Annotated in this window: 13 protein-coding genes; 1 reads left to right on the top strand and 12 read right to left on the bottom strand. The window is 65.5% G+C overall.

Annotated elements, in window-relative coordinates; genetic code table 11:
* Nucleotides 1-88: 88 nt before the first annotated feature.
* The 9 genes from hisC to ndk all read right to left on the bottom strand — a co-directional run bounded on the left by hisC (nucleotide 89) and on the right by ndk (nucleotide 9,256).
* A complete protein-coding gene (hisC, locus tag KVP10_RS14115) occupies nucleotides 89-1,174 on the bottom strand; it encodes a histidinol-phosphate transaminase (protein WP_217965234.1) in 1,086 nt (361 codons plus the stop codon).
* The gene (der, locus tag KVP10_RS14110) at nucleotides 1,175-2,617 is read right to left on the bottom strand and encodes a ribosome biogenesis GTPase Der (protein WP_217965233.1); all 1,443 of its coding nucleotides are present in this window, start codon (nucleotides 2,615-2,617) and stop codon (nucleotides 1,175-1,177) included. It lies immediately after the preceding gene.
* Complete coding sequence (bamB, locus tag KVP10_RS14105) at nucleotides 2,614-3,780, bottom strand: outer membrane protein assembly factor BamB (protein WP_217965232.1); 1,167 nt, start codon at nucleotides 3,778-3,780, stop codon at nucleotides 2,614-2,616. The genes der and bamB overlap by 4 nt, the downstream gene beginning before the upstream one ends.
* A gap of 4 nt (nucleotides 3,781-3,784) precedes the next feature.
* A complete protein-coding gene (locus KVP10_RS14100; RefSeq protein WP_217965231.1) occupies nucleotides 3,785-4,420 on the bottom strand; it encodes a YfgM family protein in 636 nt (211 codons plus the stop codon).
* A gap of 3 nt (nucleotides 4,421-4,423) precedes the next feature.
* Nucleotides 4,424-5,713, bottom strand: coding sequence for a histidine--tRNA ligase (gene hisS / locus KVP10_RS14095; RefSeq protein ID WP_217965230.1), 1,290 nt, complete (start codon nucleotides 5,711-5,713; stop codon nucleotides 4,424-4,426).
* Between the two features lie 135 nt (nucleotides 5,714-5,848).
* Nucleotides 5,849-7,138 (bottom strand): flavodoxin-dependent (E)-4-hydroxy-3-methylbut-2-enyl-diphosphate synthase, encoded by a 1,290-nt coding sequence (gene ispG / locus KVP10_RS14090; RefSeq protein ID WP_217965229.1) that lies wholly within the window; start codon nucleotides 7,136-7,138, stop codon nucleotides 5,849-5,851.
* Nucleotides 7,135-7,638, bottom strand: coding sequence for a helix-turn-helix domain-containing protein (locus KVP10_RS14085; protein ID WP_217965228.1), 504 nt, complete (start codon nucleotides 7,636-7,638; stop codon nucleotides 7,135-7,137). Before KVP10_RS14085 ends, ispG begins: the two co-directional genes overlap by 4 nt.
* Nucleotides 7,635-8,783, bottom strand: a complete 1,149-nt coding sequence (gene rlmN / locus KVP10_RS14080; protein ID WP_217965227.1) for a dual-specificity RNA methyltransferase RlmN — start codon at nucleotides 8,781-8,783, stop codon at nucleotides 7,635-7,637. The genes KVP10_RS14085 and rlmN overlap by 4 nt, the downstream gene beginning before the upstream one ends.
* Before the next feature lie 47 nt (nucleotides 8,784-8,830).
* Nucleotides 8,831-9,256 carry a nucleoside-diphosphate kinase gene (gene ndk / locus KVP10_RS14075; RefSeq protein ID WP_217965226.1) on the bottom strand — a complete coding sequence of 142 codons (426 nt, stop codon included), beginning with the start codon at nucleotides 9,254-9,256 and terminating at the stop codon, nucleotides 8,831-8,833.
* Nucleotides 9,257-9,723: 467 nt separating this feature from the next.
* Here ndk and KVP10_RS14070 point away from each other — a divergent pair, with 467 nt between their 5' ends.
* On the top strand, nucleotides 9,724-12,594 hold the full coding sequence (locus KVP10_RS14070; RefSeq protein ID WP_217965225.1) for a valine--tRNA ligase: 2,871 nt from the start codon (nucleotides 9,724-9,726) through the stop codon (nucleotides 12,592-12,594).
* A gap of 79 nt (nucleotides 12,595-12,673) precedes the next feature.
* Here KVP10_RS14070 and lon read toward each other — a convergent pair whose 3' ends face one another.
* The 3 genes from lon to clpP all read right to left on the bottom strand — a co-directional run bounded on the left by lon (nucleotide 12,674) and on the right by clpP (nucleotide 17,468).
* Nucleotides 12,674-15,133 (bottom strand): endopeptidase La, encoded by a 2,460-nt coding sequence (lon, locus tag KVP10_RS14065; RefSeq protein ID WP_217965224.1) that lies wholly within the window; start codon nucleotides 15,131-15,133, stop codon nucleotides 12,674-12,676.
* A 299-nt stretch (nucleotides 15,134-15,432) separates the two neighbouring features.
* Nucleotides 15,433-16,737 carry an ATP-dependent Clp protease ATP-binding subunit ClpX gene (gene clpX / locus KVP10_RS14060; RefSeq protein ID WP_217965223.1) on the bottom strand — a complete coding sequence of 435 codons (1,305 nt, stop codon included), beginning with the start codon at nucleotides 16,735-16,737 and terminating at the stop codon, nucleotides 15,433-15,435.
* 74 nt (nucleotides 16,738-16,811) lie between these two features.
* Entirely contained in the window at nucleotides 16,812-17,468 is a 657-nt protein-coding gene (clpP, locus tag KVP10_RS14055) for an ATP-dependent Clp endopeptidase proteolytic subunit ClpP (RefSeq protein ID WP_217965268.1), read from the bottom strand.
* Nucleotides 17,469-17,470 lie beyond the last annotated feature (2 nt).

Raw genomic sequence — 17,470 nt, 5'->3', positions numbered from 1 at the left:
TTATGTTTCACATTAATGCCGATCGTGCACAGATCGTACACTGATAGATAGGTAATCAGCGGCGGGCTGGCACCCGCTTGATATCCGCTCAGCCTGCGGTCAGAATCCCGGCCAGCACACTACACAGACGCTCGCAATCTTCAGGAGTTCCCACCGAAATCCGCAGGAATTGTTCGATGCGCGGCGTCTTGAAATGGCGCACCAGGATGCGCTGTTCGCGCAGCGCGGCGGCGAGCTGCGCCGCGTCGCGCCCCGGATGGCGGGCAAAGACGAAATTGGCCCTGCTGGGCAGCACCTCGAAGCCCATCGCCGCCAGGCTGAGCGACAGTTCCTCGCGCGCCTGGATGACAGCGCGGCAACCCTGTTCGAAATGCTCGCGGTCCTCGATGGCGGCCACCGCCCCGGCCTGCGCCAGCCGGTCCAGCGGATACGAATTGAAACTATCTTTGATGCGCCGCAGGCCCTCGACCAGCTCGACACTGCCCAATGCATAGCCGACGCGCAGGCCGGCCAGCGCGCGCGACTTCGACAAAGTGTGCACCACAACCAAGTTCGGATAGCGGGCCATCAGCGGCACGGCGCTGCGCGCGCCGAAATCCACATAGGCCTCGTCGACCACCACGGGCACGCCGGGATGCGCCCGCAGGATGAGCTCGATGTCGGCCTGCGTCATTTCCATGCCGGTAGGCGCATTCGGATTGGCGAAGACGATGCCCGCCGGCTGCCCGCCGTGCGAGGCGTAGTCGGAGGCGCGGACCGAGAAATCTTCGGCCAGCGGTATCAGTTCGCACTCGATGCGGTACAGGCGGCAATACGTCTTGTAGAAGCTGTAGCTGATGTCGGGCATCAGCAGCGGCCGCCCGGCCTTGCGGAACAGGCCGTCGAAAATATGCGCCAGCACCTCGTCGGAGCCGTTGCCCGGGAATACCTGCGCGGGATCGACGCCATGCAAGGCCGCGACTGCCTGGCGCAGCGCCACGCTGTCGTAATCGGGGTACAGGCGCAAGCCGTCGCCGGCGGCCGCGCGTATGGCCTCGAGCGCGCGCGGCGAGGGGGCATACGGATGCTCGTTGGTATTGAGCTTGAGCAGGCCGTCCACGCGCGGCTGTTCGCCGGGGGTGTAGGGAGCGAGATCGGCGACGTGATCGCTCCAGTAATTGCTCTGGCCGGCCAATTAAGACCCCTGTACGTATGGATTGTGCGAAGACTTGAATTCGATGCGCAGGGGCGTGCCGGCGAGATCGAAGGTCTCGCGAAAGCGCGCCTCGAGATAGCGCCGATACGAGTCGGACACAGCATCCAGCGCATTGCCGTGGATGACGATCAGCGGCGGATTCTGGCCGCCCTGGTGGGCATAGCGCATCTTGGGGCGGAAGATGCCTTTGCGCGGCGGCGGCTGCTGCTCCACCGCCGCATGCAGCGTGCGCGTCAGCCGCGGCGTGGAAAGCTTGGCGAAGGCTGCAGCGTGCGCGGCGTTGACCGACTTGAGCAGCGCCTTGACGCCCTGGCCCTTCAGCGCCGAGATCGTGTGCATGCGCGCAAAGGACAGGAAGCGCAGCTTGCGCTCAAAGTCGCGCTGGATGCGCTCGCGCTGTTCGCGGTCGGTGCCGTCCCATTTGTTGATGGCCACCACCAGCGCCCTGCCCGTCTCCAGCACGAAGCCGGCGATGTGCGCGTCCTGGTCGGAGATCTCGGCGCGCGCGTCCAGCATCAGCAGCACCACGTTGCAGGCCTCGATGGCCTGCAAGGTCTTGATGACCGAGAACTTCTCGACCGCCTCGAACACCTTGCCGCGGCGCCGCAGGCCCGCGGTATCGATGAGCGTGTAGGCCACGCCGTCGTGCTCGAATTCGATCTCGATCGCATCGCGCGTGGTGCCCGGCAGGTCGAAGGCGATGACCCGCTCTTCGCCCAGCAGCGTGTTGATGAGGGTGGACTTGCCGACATTGGGGCGGCCGACGATCGCCAGCTTGATGCGATGGTCCACGGCCTGCGGCGCGGCGGCCGCGCCGGCCTGCTCGTGCGCAGCGTCGTGCTCGTGCACGAGGTGCGTGCCCTCGTCGATTTCGAACTCCGCGGCCGTGGCGCTATCGGCATCCGCGGCGGGCTCGTCCAGGTAGGACAGCGCGAGCTCGATCAGGTCGATCACGCCGTCGCCGTGCGAGGCGGAAATCGCATAGGGCTCGCCCAGCCCCAGTTCGTGGAATTCGGCGGTGGCGCCGCCGTGGCGCATGCCCTCGGCCTTGTTGACCGCAAGATAGACGCGCTGGCCGCTGCGCCGCAGCAGCCGGGCGATCTCGTGATCGTGCGCATTCACGCCCGCGCGGGCATCGACCAGGAAGATCACCACGTCGGATTCGGCGATCGCCTGTTTCGTCTGCCGCGCCATCTCGAGCAGGATGCCGTCCTTGGCCACGGGCTCGAAGCCGCCGGTATCGACCACGATGAACGGACGATCGCCCGCCCGCCCCTCGCCGTAATGGCGATCGCGGGTCAGGCCCGAGAAGTCGGCCACCAGCGCGGCGCGCGAACGAGTCAGCCGGTTGAACAGCGTGGACTTGCCCACGTTGGCGCGGCCGACCAGGGCCACTACCGGCTTGAAGACGGCTTTATTCAATTGACACCAATCATCACGAGATGGCCATTGCCCGACTGCGCCAGGAAGCCTCGGCTGGTGGCCAGCAGTGGAGAACGCACCGCGTCTCCGCCGATCTGCAGCCGGCCCAGCAAGTGGCCGTCGAGCGGCGACAGGAAGTGCACATAGCCCTGGTAATCGCCCACGGCCACCGCCTGCGACAAGGCCGCCGGCCCGGACAGGTCACGGTAGCGCAATGCGTCCTGCTTCCAGACCTGATGGCCGTCGGCCAGGCTGAAGGCATATACGACGCCGCGCTGGTTCGAGGCATAGACTTGCTGCGCGTCTGCAGTCAGGCCGGTGGCGCTGGAAAAACGCTGTTCCCAGATCGTGCGCCCGCCCTGCGATACGTCGAAGCACTTGATGCGCCCCTGGTAGGATGCGGCGCACAGCAGGGGCCCGCGGATCAGCGGCGTGCCGACCACGTCGGAGATGCGGTCCAGGTCCGTCGCCCCCTCGGAAGAAGACACGGAGCCCTCCCACTGCACGTTGCCGTCGTGGGCGTTGACGGCGATCAGCTTGCCGCTGGGCAGGCCGGAAATCAGCAGGCCCTGCGCCAGGACCATCTGCATATTGGTCTTGAGCGCCAGCGCGGGGCCCGGCTGCTGCACGTTCCACATGGGCTTGCCGGTATTCTCGTCGTAGGCCTGGATGCGGTAGTCGCTGCTGCGCACCACCACCACGCCGTCGCCGACGGTGGGCGGCATGTCGACCTGGCTGGTGGCTCGGGCGCGCCATTTTTCCTTGCCCTGGTCGTCGAAGGCCACCACTTCGCCGCCCATTGTGGCCACGGCCGTTACCTGGCCGTCGGAGCCGACCCCTGCCGAAAGATCCGTCTTGGCGCTGCCCTGCCAGAGCATGCGGCCCGAGGCCAGGTCCAGCTTGGCCACGGAACCGTTGGGCGTGGCGGCATAGACGGCTTCGCCCACGACCACCGGCACGAAACCGTAGCCGCCGCCGCTGCCGACCGAAGTGGACCAGACGATGCGCGCCGAGATGCCCGCCGGGTAATCGGTCAGCGGCGCGGGCTCGAAGCGCGGGTTCTTGTGGGAAAACATCGAGCAGCCGGCCAGTGTGGCCAGGGCTGCCAGGCCCAGCGCCGGCAGGAAGCCGCGCACGGCACGGCGAACGGGAGAAGTATGCATGGGATCAGGCTCCGCCTAAGGCATCTATCTTCAGTTGAATGACCTGCACCACCGCCTGCCCGGCCAAGGCCTTGACGGCTTCGGTCCATGCGGCCTTGGCCTCGGCCTTCTTGCCCTGGGCCGCGAGGATGTCGCCGCGCCGGTCGGCATAAAGCCCGGCGTACGGCGCGGGGGCATGGTTCAATTGGGCCAGAGCGGCATCATACTGCTTCTGCTCGAGCAACAGCCCGGCCAGGCGCAAATGCGCCAGGGGCACCAGCGCCGGGTCGGAGCCGCTCTGGATGAGCCATTCGAGCTGGGCGCGCGCATCGGCCAGGTCGTTGCGGTCCTGCAGCGCATCGGCGGCCACCAGCGCCGCGCGGGACGTGTAGCCGGAACTGGGATATTCCTTGCGCAGGGTCTCGCTGGCCGCCTTGATGCGCGCCAGCGCGTCGTCGCCCTGCTGCCCCGTGGCGTTCTCGAGGGCCTCGAAATAGCTCATGGCCTGGTTGGCCTCGTGGCCCTGGTACCACTGCCAGCCGCGCCAGCCGACGACGGCCGCGACCACGACGAACACCAGGGCCGCGCTCAGGGTGCCGTAGCGGTCCCACCATGCGCGCAGCGCCTCCAGTTTTTCCTGCTCTTCCAGATCGTATGCCATGCGTCAAACCCTTGATTTCAATTCTTCCACCAGGCGGTCGAATGCCACCGTCTCTTGCTGCGCGCGGGTGTCGAAATCCCCGGCCCGCAGCCATTTCACCGCCGCCGCGCCGGCCTGCAGCTCGTCGGCGCCGAGGATCACGGCAACCGTCGCGCCGCTGGCGTCGGCGCGCTTGAATTGCGACTTGAACCCCGTGGCGCCCGCGTGCACGATCACGTCCAGCCCGGCATCGCGCAATTGCTCGGCCAGGCGGGCCGCCATGCGCTGCGTCGGCTCGGACTGGTGCACCATGTACACCTGGCATTCCGGCCGCCCGGCCGCGGTTTCAGCCTGTTCGCAGAGATCCAGCAGGCGCTCCATGCCGATGGCGAAACCCACCGCCGGCGCGGACTTGCCGCCCAGCAGCTCGATCAGGCCATCATAGCGTCCGCCGCCGCACACGGTGCCTTGCGCCCCGAGCCGGTCGGTTACCCACTCGAAGACCGTCAGATTGTAGTAGTCCAGGCCGCGCACCAGGCGCGGATTGAGGCGATAGGCAACGCCGGCATCGTCCAGCCGCGCGCGCACGCCATCGAAATGGGCCAGCGATTCGGCACCCAGGAAGTCGAACAGGCGCGGCGCGCGGTCGGCCATGTCCTGCATCGCCGGGTTCTTGGTGTCCAGCACCCGCAGCGGATTGGTGTACATGCGCCGGCGCGCTTCTTCGTCGAGCACCTCGAGGTTTTTTTCCAGGTATTCGACCAGCGCGGCCCGGTGGGCGGCGCGCTCGTCGGCCTGCCCCAGCGAATTGAGTTCCAGCCGTATGTCCTGCAAGCCCAGGATTTTCCAGAGGCGCGCCAGCATCACGATCAGCTCGGCATCGATGTCCGGGCCGGCCAGGCCGAGGGCCTCGACGTCGATCTGGTGGAACTGCCGGTAGCGGCCGCGCTGCGGCTTCTCGCGGCGAAACACCGGGCCCAGCGCATAGACCCGCTGCGGCCGGTCGTACAGGATATTGTGTTCGATGGCGGCGCGCACCATGCCCGCGGTGAATTCGGGGCGCATCGTCAGGTGTTCGTCGCTGAGCGCATCGACAAAGGAATACATTTCTTTCTCGACGATATCGGTGACCTCGCCGATGCCGCGGGCAAACAGCCTGGTGTGCTCCAGCACCGGGGTGCGCATATTGCGGTAGCCGTAGGACGCCAGCCAGGCGCGCACGGTCTGCTCGAGCTGCTCCCAGGTGGCGCTGGCATCGGGCAGGACATCCTTCATGCCCGTCAGGGCACGTACCTTCTGAAACGACTGCGTCATAGGTTCTCTGTAATCAAAAGCATTGCCGGCCCCGCGGCCGGCTCCCGCCTCGCGGATCTGCAATCGTAACGGCAAACGCGGCGCCGCGCTGCCCGCAGGCCGGCGCCAGGTTCCGCTTTCGATTGCAAGCCGGCATCACTGCGCATCCGGCGCACCATAGCGCCGCTGCACGTATTGCTCGACGATGGCCTGGAATTCCTCGGCTATTTTTTCGCCCTTGAGCGTGACCGTGCGCTGGCCGTCGATGAATACCGGCGCGGCCGGCACCTCGCCGGTGCCCGGCAGGCTGATGCCGATGTCGGCGTGGCGGCTCTCGCCCGGACCGTTGACCACGCAGCCCATGACGGCCACGTTCATGGTCTCGACGCCCGGATAGCGCTGTTTCCAGATGGGCATCTGCTGGCGCAGATAGCCCTGGATGCTGGCGGCCAGTTCCTGGAAGAACGTGCTGCTGGTGCGCCCGCAGCCGGGGCAGGCCACCACCATGGGCGTGAAGGCGCGCAGGCCCATGCTTTGCAGGATTTCCTGGGCCACGACGACTTCGCGGGCCCGGTCGCCGCCGGGTTCGGGCGTGAGGGAAATACGTATCGTGTCGCCTATGCCTTGCTGCAGCAGCACGGCCAGGGCCGCCGTGGAAGCGACGATGCCCTTGCTGCCCATGCCGGCCTCGGTCAGGCCCAAGTGCAAGGGATAGTCGCAGCGCGCCGACAGGTCGCGGTATACGGTGATCAGGTCCTGCACGTGGCTGACCTTGCACGACAGCACGATGGCGTTGGGCGACAGGCCGAGTTCTTCGGCGCGGCGCGCATTGCTGATGGCGGAGACGACCAGCGCGTCGCGCATCACGGCCTGGGCGTCCCAGGGTTCGGCGCGGCGGCTGTTGTCGTCCATCATGCGCGCCATCAACTCGTGGTCGAGGCTGCCCCAGTTGACGCCGATGCGCACCGGCTTTTCGTAGCGGCAGGCGATTTCGATCATCTGCGCGAAATTGTCGTCGCGCTTCTTGCCGCCGCCCATATTGCCCGGATTGATGCGGTACTTGGACAGTGCCTGGGCGCATTCGGGGAACTGCGACAGCAGCTTGTGGCCGTTGTAATGGAAGTCGCCCACCAGCGGCACGTGCACGCCCATGCGGTCGAGCCGTTCGCGGATCGCGGGCACCTCGCTCGCGGCCTCGGGCGTATTGACGGTGATGCGCACCAATTCGGAGCCTGCCCGGGCCAGGCTCGCGACCTGCGCCGCGGTGGCGGCCGCATCGGTGGTATCGGTATTGGTCATGGACTGCACGACCACCGGCGCCCCGCCCCCGACCTGCACCTCGCGGTCGCACCAGCGCACTTTGACCGGCCGGGTCGCGCGACGCGCGGCGGGGCCTACGGAAGGGGGAACGGCGTGGCTCTCGGCCAGCGGGGATTCTTGCGTCATTTCTTCAGGGACTTCAGCCAATCGAACACCAGCCAGGTATCGGGCACCCAGCCGCGCTCGATCGCATAAAAACCGACCACGATCAGCAGGATCAGGATAATGATGAGCCAGCCCCAGGGCCGGTGCGTGGGCTCGCCTTGCACCGACAGGTCGGCCGCGCCCAGCGAAGCCGGCATGCTCATGGGCAGGGGCCGGGCCCCGGTAGAGCCTACCTGGCTGTCGAGCAAGGCGACCAGCGCATCGACATCGGCGCCCAGGTAGCGGCCGTAATTCTTGACGAAACCGCGCAGCGGCGCGCCGCGGGGCAGGTCGTCCCACTGCTCGGCTTCCAGGGCCTCGATCTGGCGGGTGGAGAATTTCAGGCGCGCAGAGACGTCGCCCAGCGTAAGCTGGCCGGCCTCGCGCAAGGCCTTGAGCGTGGCCCCCAGGCCCTTGGGCGCAGGGGCCGGCGCGGGCTCCGGAACGTCCGGCACGGCTTCGCTGCGTAAAGGCTGGATCATCCTCGCTCCTTCTTGATCACGATGGTCGCGCGGTCGGGCAGGCGCTGGTCGATGCGCGTGCGGTCCTTGACGTCGCCGGCCAGTTGGCCGCAGGCCGCCGCGATATCGTCGCCACGGGTCTTGCGCACCGTCGTGACGACACCGGCATCCTGCAGGCGCTGCGCGAACAGGCGCACCCGCGCCGACGGCGAGCGCTTCAGGCCCGACTGCGGAAATGGATTGAAAGGTATCAGATTAAACTTGCATCGCACCTGATTTGCAATAGCGATGAGCTCGCGCGCATGCTCGTCGGCGTCGTTCACGCCGTCGAGCATGATGTACTCGAACGTGATGAAGTCGCGCGGCGCATGCTCGAGGTAGCGATTGCACGCCGCCAGCAGCTCGGCCAGCGGATACTTGCGGTTCAGGGGCACGAGCTTGTCGCGCAGGGCATCGTTGGGCGCATGCAGCGACACCGCCAGCGCCACCGGGCAATCGTGGCCGAGGCGGTCCATCATGGGCACCACGCCCGAAGTCGAGACGGTCACGCGCCGGCGCGACAGGCCGTAGGCATTGTCGTCCAGCATCAGGCGCAAGGCCCCCAATACCTGGTCGTAATTCAGCAGCGGCTCGCCCATGCCCATCATCACCACATTGCTGATGACGCGGCCCGGCTCGACCGCCGTGCCGTCGCTGCGCGCCGAGCCCATGTCCTGGGCTACCGCGCGCCGCGCATACCAGAGCTGGCCGATGATCTCGGCCGTGGTCAGGTTGCGGTTGAAGCCCTGGTAGCCCGTGGAACAGAAGGGACATGCGACCGTGCAGCCGGCCTGGCTGGATATGCACAGGGTGCCGCGGTCGTCCTCGGGGATGAAGACGGTTTCGATGGCATTGCCGCGGCCGACGTCGAACAGCCACTTGCGGGTGCCGTCGGTAGAGCGCTGCTCGGTCGATACGGCGGGCGCGGCAATCACGCAATGCTCGGCCAGGCGCTGCCGGAAGTCGCGCGCCAGGTCGCTCATGTCGTCGAACGAGTCGACCCCGCGCTGGTGCATCCAGCGCTGTAGCTGCCGGGCACGGAATGGCTTGCCGCCCCACTGGCCGACCAGCTCGGCCAGGTGGGGGGCGTCCAGGCCCAGGAGATTGACGGCTTGCGTATCGGACATGAGAGTGCGAGGAATTACGGGCGGCACGCAGGCGTGCCGCATTGCGATCAGCGGCTGTGGATGTCGCTTTCGGGGAAGAAGAAGGCGATTTCGACCGCCGCGGTTTCGGCCGCGTCGGAGCCGTGCACCGCATTGGCGTCGATGCTGTCGGCGAAGTCGGCGCGAATCGTGCCCGGCGCTGCCTTCTTGGGATCGGTGGCGCCCATCAGGTCGCGATTCTTCTGGATCGCGCTTTCTCCTTCCAGCACCTGCACGAAGACCGGGCCCGACACCATGAAGTCGACCAGGTCTTTGTAGAAGGGACGCTCTTTGTGCACGGCGTAGAAACGCTCGGCTTCGGAACGCGACAGTTGCTTGAGCGCCGCGGCAACGACCTTCAGTCCGGCCTGTTCGAAACGGGCAACGATCTGGCCGATGGCATTCTTGGCCACGGCGTCGGGTTTGATGATGGACAGGGTGCGTTCAATCGCCATGTAAACTCCAGTTAAATAAAGTATTTCGTATTTCGCGGCGCGCGCAACACGCGCGCACCTGCGTATTCGGTTTCAAGCCCGGGTTTCAAGCCAGGTTGTCAGCCTTCCGGCCACGAGCCTTGGTTTTCAGCCGGCCGAATCTTTCGGCTGGCCGGTTTCAGGCCCTCATTCCGGCCCTCGCGATTTCCGGCCCTCATTTGTGACCTTCCATCCCGGACCCTCATTTCGGGCCTCGGCTTTGGACCCTCATTTCGGGACCTCGTTTCGGGCCATCATTTCGGACCTTCATCGCGCAAGCCCGCTTGCGCGATGCTTTTTCCAATAAAAACAATAGCTTTACGCAGGTTTTTGCCAACCAATAATTTTAGCATGTGTAAGGAAAGCTGCCGCATCATAAAATGTAGGGCTTGAATTGCGCTTGCGCACCCACCCACAGCCCCTTTCCGCACACAGATCCGCCACACACCATGAGCAACAAGTCCGCCCCGAGCACGCCGTCCGCCACGAACGATTCCGCACAGCTACCCAAGAGTTTCGAGCCCGGCGAGCTGGAATCGCGCTGGTACGCGCTCTGGGAGGCCAGCGGCTATTTCGCGGGAGGCCGGCACACCGAGCCGCCGGCGGGCCGGGAAAGCCGCCCCTACGTCATCCAGTTCCCGCCGCCCAACGTCACCGGCACCCTGCACATGGGCCATGCCTTCAACCAGACGGTCATGGACGGCCTGGTGCGCTACCACCGCATGCGCGGCGACGACACCGTCTTCATACCGGGCACCGACCACGCCGGCATCGCCACCCAGATCGTGGTCGAACGCCAGCTCGACGCCCAGAAAATCTCGCGCCACGACCTGGGCCGCGAGCGCTTCGTCGAGAAAGTCTGGGAATGGAAGCAAAAGTCCGGCAGCGCCATCACTGAACAATTCCGGCGCCTGGGCTCGTCGGCCGACTGGTCGCGCGAATACTTCACCATGGACGACAATCTGTCGCGCGGCGTGGTGGAAACCTTCGTGCGCCTCTACGAACAGGGCCTGATCTACCGCGGCAAGCGCCTGGTCAACTGGGATCCGGTGCTGGGCACCGCGGTCTCCGACCTCGAGGTGGTCAGCGAGGAAGAAGAAGGCCACATGTGGGAAATCCGCTACCCGCTGCTCGTGCCCGTGGGCGGCCTCACGCACCTGGTGGTGGCCACCACCCGTCCCGAGACCATGCTGGGCGACGTGGCGGTAATGGTGCACCCCGAGGACGAACGCTACGCCCACCTGATCGGCAGCAAGGTCGCGCTGCCCCTGTGCAAGCGCGAAATCCCCGTCATCGCCGACGAATATGTAGACCGCGAGTTCGGCACCGGTGTCGTCAAGGTCACCCCGGCGCACGACTTCAACGACTATGCGGTGGGCCAGCGCCATGGGCTGGAAATGATCAGCATCCTGACCCTGGATGCGCACATCAACGACAACGCGCCGCCCGCCTATCGCGGCCTGGACCGCTACGAGGCCCGCAAGAAGGTGCTCGCCGACCTCGAGGCGATCGGCGCCCTGCAGAGCGTCAAGGCGCACAAGCTCATGGTGCCGCGCGGCGACCGCAGCAACAGCGTCATCGAGCCCATGCTTACCGACCAGTGGTTCGTGGCCATGAGCAAGCCGGCGCCCGAAGGCGCCATCAATCCCGGCAAGAGTATTACCGACGTGGCGCTGCAAGTAGTGGCCGACGGGCGCGTACGCTTCTACCCGGAGAACTGGACCACCACCTACAACCAGTGGTTGGGGAAAATCCAGGACTGGTGCATCTCGCGCCAGCTCTGGTGGGGCCACCAGATTCCCGCCTGGTACGCCGAAGACGGCCGCATCTTCGTGGCGCGCAGCGAAGAGCAGGCGCGCGCGCAGGCCGCCGCCGCCGGCGTGCAAGGCGCCCTGACCCGCGACCCCGACGTGCTCGACACCTGGTTCTCGTCGGCGCTGGTGCCCTTCACCGACCTGGGCTGGCCCGAACAGACGCCCGACCTGCAGCGCTACCTGCCCTCCAGCGTGCTGGTGACGGGCTTCGACATCATCTTCTTCTGGGTGGCGCGGATGGTGATGATGAGCATGCACCTGACCGGCCAGGTGCCTTTCCGCGACGTGTACGTGCACGGGCTCGTGTGCGACATGGACGGCAAGAAAATGAGCAAGTCCAAGGGCAATACCATAGACCCCGTGGACCTCATCGACGGCATCGGCCTGGAAGCCCTGCTGGCCAAGCGCACCACCGGGCTGATGAACCCGCGCCAGGCCGCCAGCATCGAGAAAAAAACTCGCAAGGACTACCCGCAGGGCTTTCCCGCCTATGGCGCCGACGCGCTGCGCTTCACCATGGCGGCCTACGCCACGCTGGGACGCAACATCAACTTCGATCTCAAGCGCTGCGAAGGCTACCGCAACTTCTGCAACAAGCTCTGGAATGCCACCCGCTACGTGCTCATGAACGTCGAAGGCCAGGACCTGGGCGGCGCGCAGTCCGCCGAGCTGTCCTTCGCCGACCGCTGGATCGTCGATGCGCTGCAGCGGCTGGCGGCCGAAGTGGAACAGGGCTATGCCGAGTACCGCTTCGACAACATCGCCAATGCCATCTACCACTTCGTCTGGGACGAATACTGCGACTGGTACGTGGAACTGGCCAAGGTCCAGTTGCAGGGCGGCACCCCGGCGCAGCAGCAAGGCACGCGCCGCACCCTGATCCAGGTGCTGGAGGCCGTGCTGCGCCTGGCCCATCCCATCATCCCCTTCATTACCGAAGAGCTCTGGCAGAAAGTCTCGGTGGCCGCCGGCCGCCGCAAGCCTGACGAAGAAACCAGCATCTGCGTGCAGCCCTACCCCGTGGGCGACACGGCCTTGCACGATGCGCAAGCCGTCGCGCAGATCGCCGAACTGAAAGCCCAGGTGGAAGCGGTGCGTGCGCTGCGCGGGGAAATGAACCTGTCGCCGGCCCAGCGCGTGCCGCTCATCGCCCTGGGCGAGCAAGCCGGGCTGGAGCGCAACCGCCCCTACCTGGCAGCACTGGCCAAGCTCAGCGACGTAACGCTGGCCGAGCAACTGCCGGACGTCGGTGCGCCGGTGCAGGTGGTGGGCACCACGCAGCTGATGCTGCGCGTGGAAATCGACGCCGCCGCCGAAAAGCAGCGCCTGGGCAAGGAAGCGGCGCGCCTGGAAGGCGAAATCGCCAAGGCGCAGGGCAAGCTGGCCAACGAGAACTTCGTGCAGCGCGCCCCCGCGGCCGTGATCGAACAGGAAAAGGCGCGCGTCGCGCAGTTCACCGACACCCTGGAAAAAATCCGGGCCCAACTGGCCCGGCTCGGCGGCTGATCGCGCCGCCGGCGCATACAAAAACGCCGTTGCGGCCGGAAGGGCCGCAACGGCGTTGCGCGGGAAGACTACCCCGGGCTTAGTGCTTCATCACCCCCGACGGATCGTCGGGAGTCGGCTTGGCCGTGGCCACCGACTCGGCGGCCAGCTTGGCCACCTCGGCGTCGGACAGCGGCGTCGGCATGTGCTGCAGCGCCACCTCGAGCACCCGGTCTATCCAGCGCACCGGAATGATCTCGAGATGATTCTTCACGTTGTCCGGGATCTCGGCCAGGTCCTTGACGTTTTCTTCGGGGATCATCACTACCTTGATGCCGCCCCGGTGTGCCGCCAGCAGCTTTTCCTTGAGGCCGCCGATCGGCAGCACTTCGCCGCGCAGCGTGATCTCGCCCGTCATGGCGACATCGGCGCGCACCGGGATGCCCGTCAGCGCCGACACCATGGCAGTGGTGATCGCGATGCCCGCGGACGGACCGTCCTTGGGCGTCGCGCCTTCGGGGAAGTGCACGTGCAGGTCGCGTTTTTCAAACGCGCTGTTGGCAATGCCCCAGCGCTGCGCCCGCGCCCGTACCACCGTGCGGGCGGCCTCGACCGATTCCTTCATGACGTCGCCCAGCGAGCCGGTGCGCAGCACTACGCCCTTGCCCGGCATGTCCGCTACTTCGATCGTCAGCAGATCGCCGCCGACCTCGGTCCAGGCCAGGCCAGTGACCTGCCCGACCTTGTTTTCTTTTTCGGCCATGCCGAAATTGTAGCGGCGCACCCCGAGGAAATCGTCGAGATTCTCGGCCGTCACCTGCACCGGCGCAACCCCGGCTTCGTCCTTGGAAGCGTCCGTGGACGCGGCCTGGGCCAGCAAGCGCTTGACCACCTTGCGGCAGATCTTGCTGATCTCGCGTTCCAGCGCGCGCACGCCCGCTTCGCGCGTGTAATAACGCACGATGTCGCGTACCGCGCTTTCGTCGATCGACATCTCGCCTTCGCGCACGCCATTGTTCTTCATGAGCTTGGGCAGCAGATGATCGAAGGCGATATGCACTTTTTCGTCTTCGGTGTAGCCCGACAGCCGGATGACTTCCATGCGGTCGAGCAGCGCCGGCGGAATGTTCAGCGTGTTGCTGGTGGCCACGAACATCACATCGGACAGGTCGAAGTCGACCTCGATGTAATGATCCTGGAACGTGTGGTTCTGTTCGGGATCGAGCACCTCGAGCAGGGCCGAGGACGGGTCGCCGCGGAAATCGGCCCCCATCTTGTCGATTTCGTCGAGCAGGAACAAGGGATTGCGCACGCCCACCTTGGACATGTTCTGCAGGATCTTGCCCGGCATCGAGCCTATGTAGGTGCGCCGGTGCCCGCGGATCTCGGCCTCGTCGCGCACGCCGCCCAGCGCCATGCGCACGAACTTGCGGTTCGTGGTGCGCGCCAGCGACTGCCCCAGCGAGGTCTTGCCCACGCCCGGAGGGCCGACCAGGCACAGGATGGGCGCCTTGAGCTTGTCCACCCGCTGCTGCACGGCAAGATACTCGACGATGCGTTCCTTGACCTTCTCGAGGCCGTAGTGATCGGCGTCCAGCACCTGCTCGGCGTTGGAGATGGAGTTGTTGATGCGGCTCTTCTTGCGCCACGGCAAGCCGATCAGCGTGTCTATGTAGTTGCGCACCACAGTGGCCTCGGCCGACATGGGCGACATGAGCTTGAGCTTCTTGAGCTCGGCGTCGGCCTTCTTGCGCGCTTCCTTGGACATGTGCGCGGCAGTGATCTTCTTTTCGAGCTCTTCGATGTCGGCGCCCTCTTCGCCCTCGCCGAGCTCTTTCTGGATCGCCTTGACCTGCTCGTTCAGATAGTAGTCGCGCTGGCTCTTTTCCATCTGCTTCTTGACGCGGCCGCGGATGCGCTTCTCGACCTGCAGGATGTCGATCTCGGACTCGAGCTGCGACAGCAGGTTTTCGAGGCGCTCGGTGATGCCCATGGACTCGAGCATCTTCTGCTTTTGCTCGAGCTTCAGGGGCAGATGCGCGGCGATGGTGTCGGCCAGGCGCCCGGCGTCGTCGATGCCGCTCAGGGAAGTGAGGATTTCCTGGGGGATCTTCTTGTTGAGCTTGACGTACTGCTCGAACTGGGCAACGATCGCGCGGCGCAGGGCTTCGGATTCGGCGCCCTGGCCGGCGTCAGGCGCCACCGGCACGACAGTCGCCATGAAATGGGTTTCCGCGTCGCTGACGTTGCGGATGCGGGCGCGCTGCAGGCCCTCGACCAGCACCTTCACGGTGCCGTCTGGCAGTTTCAGCATCTGCAGGATACCGGCCGCGCAGCCGATTTCGTACAGATCGTCGGGCGTGGGGTCGTCCTTGCTGGCCGACTTTTGCGCCACCAGCATGATGTTGTTGCCGGCCTCCATGGCCAGCTCGAGCGCCTTGATGGAGCGCGGGCGGCCGACGAACAGCGGTATCACCATGTGCGGGAAGACCACTACGTCGCGCAGGGGCAACAGGGGCAAGTCCATAGGTTCTGAAGCTAGAATCTGGCTCGCAGACATAATAAATTCCTTTAAAAACACCGCGTTGGGAACGCGGGGCGGGCGCAAGCCCGGCTCGCGTCACAGCATACTGGGTGTATGTATGGACGATAGCCAAATATTCAAGCCCCGGGGAAATTCCGAACGGCCGGCCCGGACCCGGCGCGCCCGTACCAGGACGGCGGCAAGGCGGGGCGACGGGTTCGGAGCATCCCCCTGGCATACTTCATGCGAGCTCATTATACGAGCGGGCATACCCCGCCGGCTACGCCGGACGGGGAATCTTGACAGGTATTTTGACGGCCGCGTAGCGGGCGCGTTCAGGCCGCCGCATCCTTCAGCTTGGGCCGTTCGGCCTTGGGCTCGGCAGGCTTGGCATCCTGGTCGGCGAAGATCAGCAGGGGCGAGCCCTTGCCCTCGACCGCGTTCTCGTCCAGCACCACGCGTTTGACGTTCTTCTGCGAGGGAAGTTCGTACATGGTGCCCAGCAGGGCCTGCTCGACGATGGAGCGCAGGCCGCGCGCGCCCGTGCGCCGCTTGAGCGCGCGCCGCGCAATGGCCGACAGCGCCTGCGGACGCACGTCGAGTTCGACGTCTTCCATCTCGAACAGCTTCTGGAACTGCTTGATGAGCGAGTTCTTGGGCTCGGTGAGGATGCGGATCAGGGTTTCTTCCTGGAGTTCCTCGAGCGTGGCCACCACGGGCAGGCGCCCGACCAGCTCGGGGATCAGGCCGAACTTGATGAGGTCTTCAGGTTCGACCTCGGAGAACAGCTCGCCCACGCTGCTTTCGGACTTGGCATGCACCGAGGCCGCAAAGCCTATGCCGGACCGCTCGGTGCGGTCGCGGATGACCTTTTCCAGCCCGTCGAAGGCGCCGCCCACGATGAACAGGATATTGGTGGTATCGACCTGGACGAAATCCTGGTTGGGATGCTTGCGCCCGCCCTGCGGCGGCACCGAGGCGACGGTGCCCTCGATGAGCTTGAGCAGCGCCTGCTGCACGCCCTCGCCCGACACGTCGCGCGTGATAGACGGGTTGTCGGACTTGCGCGAGATCTTGTCGATTTCATCGATGTAGACGATGGCGCGCTGCGCCTTCTCGACATCGTAATTGCAATTCTGCAGCAGCTTCTGGATGATGTTCTCGACGTCTTCGCCCACGTAGCCGGCTTCGGTCAGCGTGGTGGCGTCGGCCATGACGAAGGGCACGTCGAGCATGCGCGCCAGCGTCTGGGCAAGCAGCGTCTTGCCCGAGCCGGTAGGCCCTATGAGCAGGATGTTGCTCTTGGAGAGCTCGACGTCGTCGCCCTTGACCTCGCCGTAGCGGATACGCTTGTAGTGGTTGTAGACCGCCACTGCCAGGCTGCGCTTGGGCTGGTCCTGGCCGATGACATAGCCGTCGAGAAAATTCTTGATCTCGCGCGGCGTGGGCAGTTCGTTGCGTATGGCGTCCCTGGCAGCCTCGTGGGTTTCCTCGAGGATGATGTCGTTGCATAGGTCTATGCATTCGTCGCAGATGAACACCGACGGCCCGGCGATCAGCTTGCGGACCTCGTGCTGGCTTTTATTGCAAAACGAACAATGCAATACTTTTTCGTCTGCCGAACCTTTTTTCTCGGGCATAAAACTCTTAGCTCAATCTATATGGGCCGCGCGGGCGCAGGCCCGCGCAAACAACAAGGCCGGCCTGCCGATCGTCACGCCACGTCGGCGCGGGAGACCATGACCTTGTCCACCAGACCATACGATACCGCATCTTCGGCCGACATGAAATTATCGCGGTCGGTGTCCACTTCGATGCGTTCGATGGGCTGGCCGGTATGCTTGGCCAGGATGCCATTGAGGCGTGCGCGCAGGCTGATGATCTCGCGCGCCTGGATCTGGATGTCGGAAGCCGGCCCTTGGGCGCCGCCCGAGGGCTGGTGGATCATGATACGCGAATTCGGCAGCGAGTAGCGCTTGCCCTTGGCGCCCGCGGCCAGCAGGAACGCCCCCATGCTGGCGGCGATGCCGGTGCACAGCGTGGAGACGTCGGGCTTGACGAACTGCATGGTGTCGTACACCGCCAGGCCGGAATAAACCGAGCCGCCCGGCGAATTGATGTACAGCGAGATGTCCTTGTCGGGGTTTTCCGACTCCAGGAACAGCAGTTGCGCCACCACCAGGTTGGCCGAATTGTCGTTGACCGGCCCGACGAAGAACACCACTCTTTCACGCAGCAGCCGGGAATAGATGTCGTACGAGCGCTCGCCGCGCCCGGACTGCTCGATCACGATGGGCACATAGCCCAGGCCCGTAGGCACGACGGAAGCGTCGCCGTGCATTGCCGCGTAAAAATCGGTGAAACGCTGCATCA

It is taken from the genome of Candidimonas humi (assembly GCF_019166065.1).
GTDB classification, from domain to species: domain Bacteria; phylum Pseudomonadota; class Gammaproteobacteria; order Burkholderiales; family Burkholderiaceae_B; genus Candidimonas; species Candidimonas humi.
The sequence above is the reverse complement of the archived record's forward strand: the minus strand, read 5'-3'. Positions and strand labels throughout refer to the sequence as shown.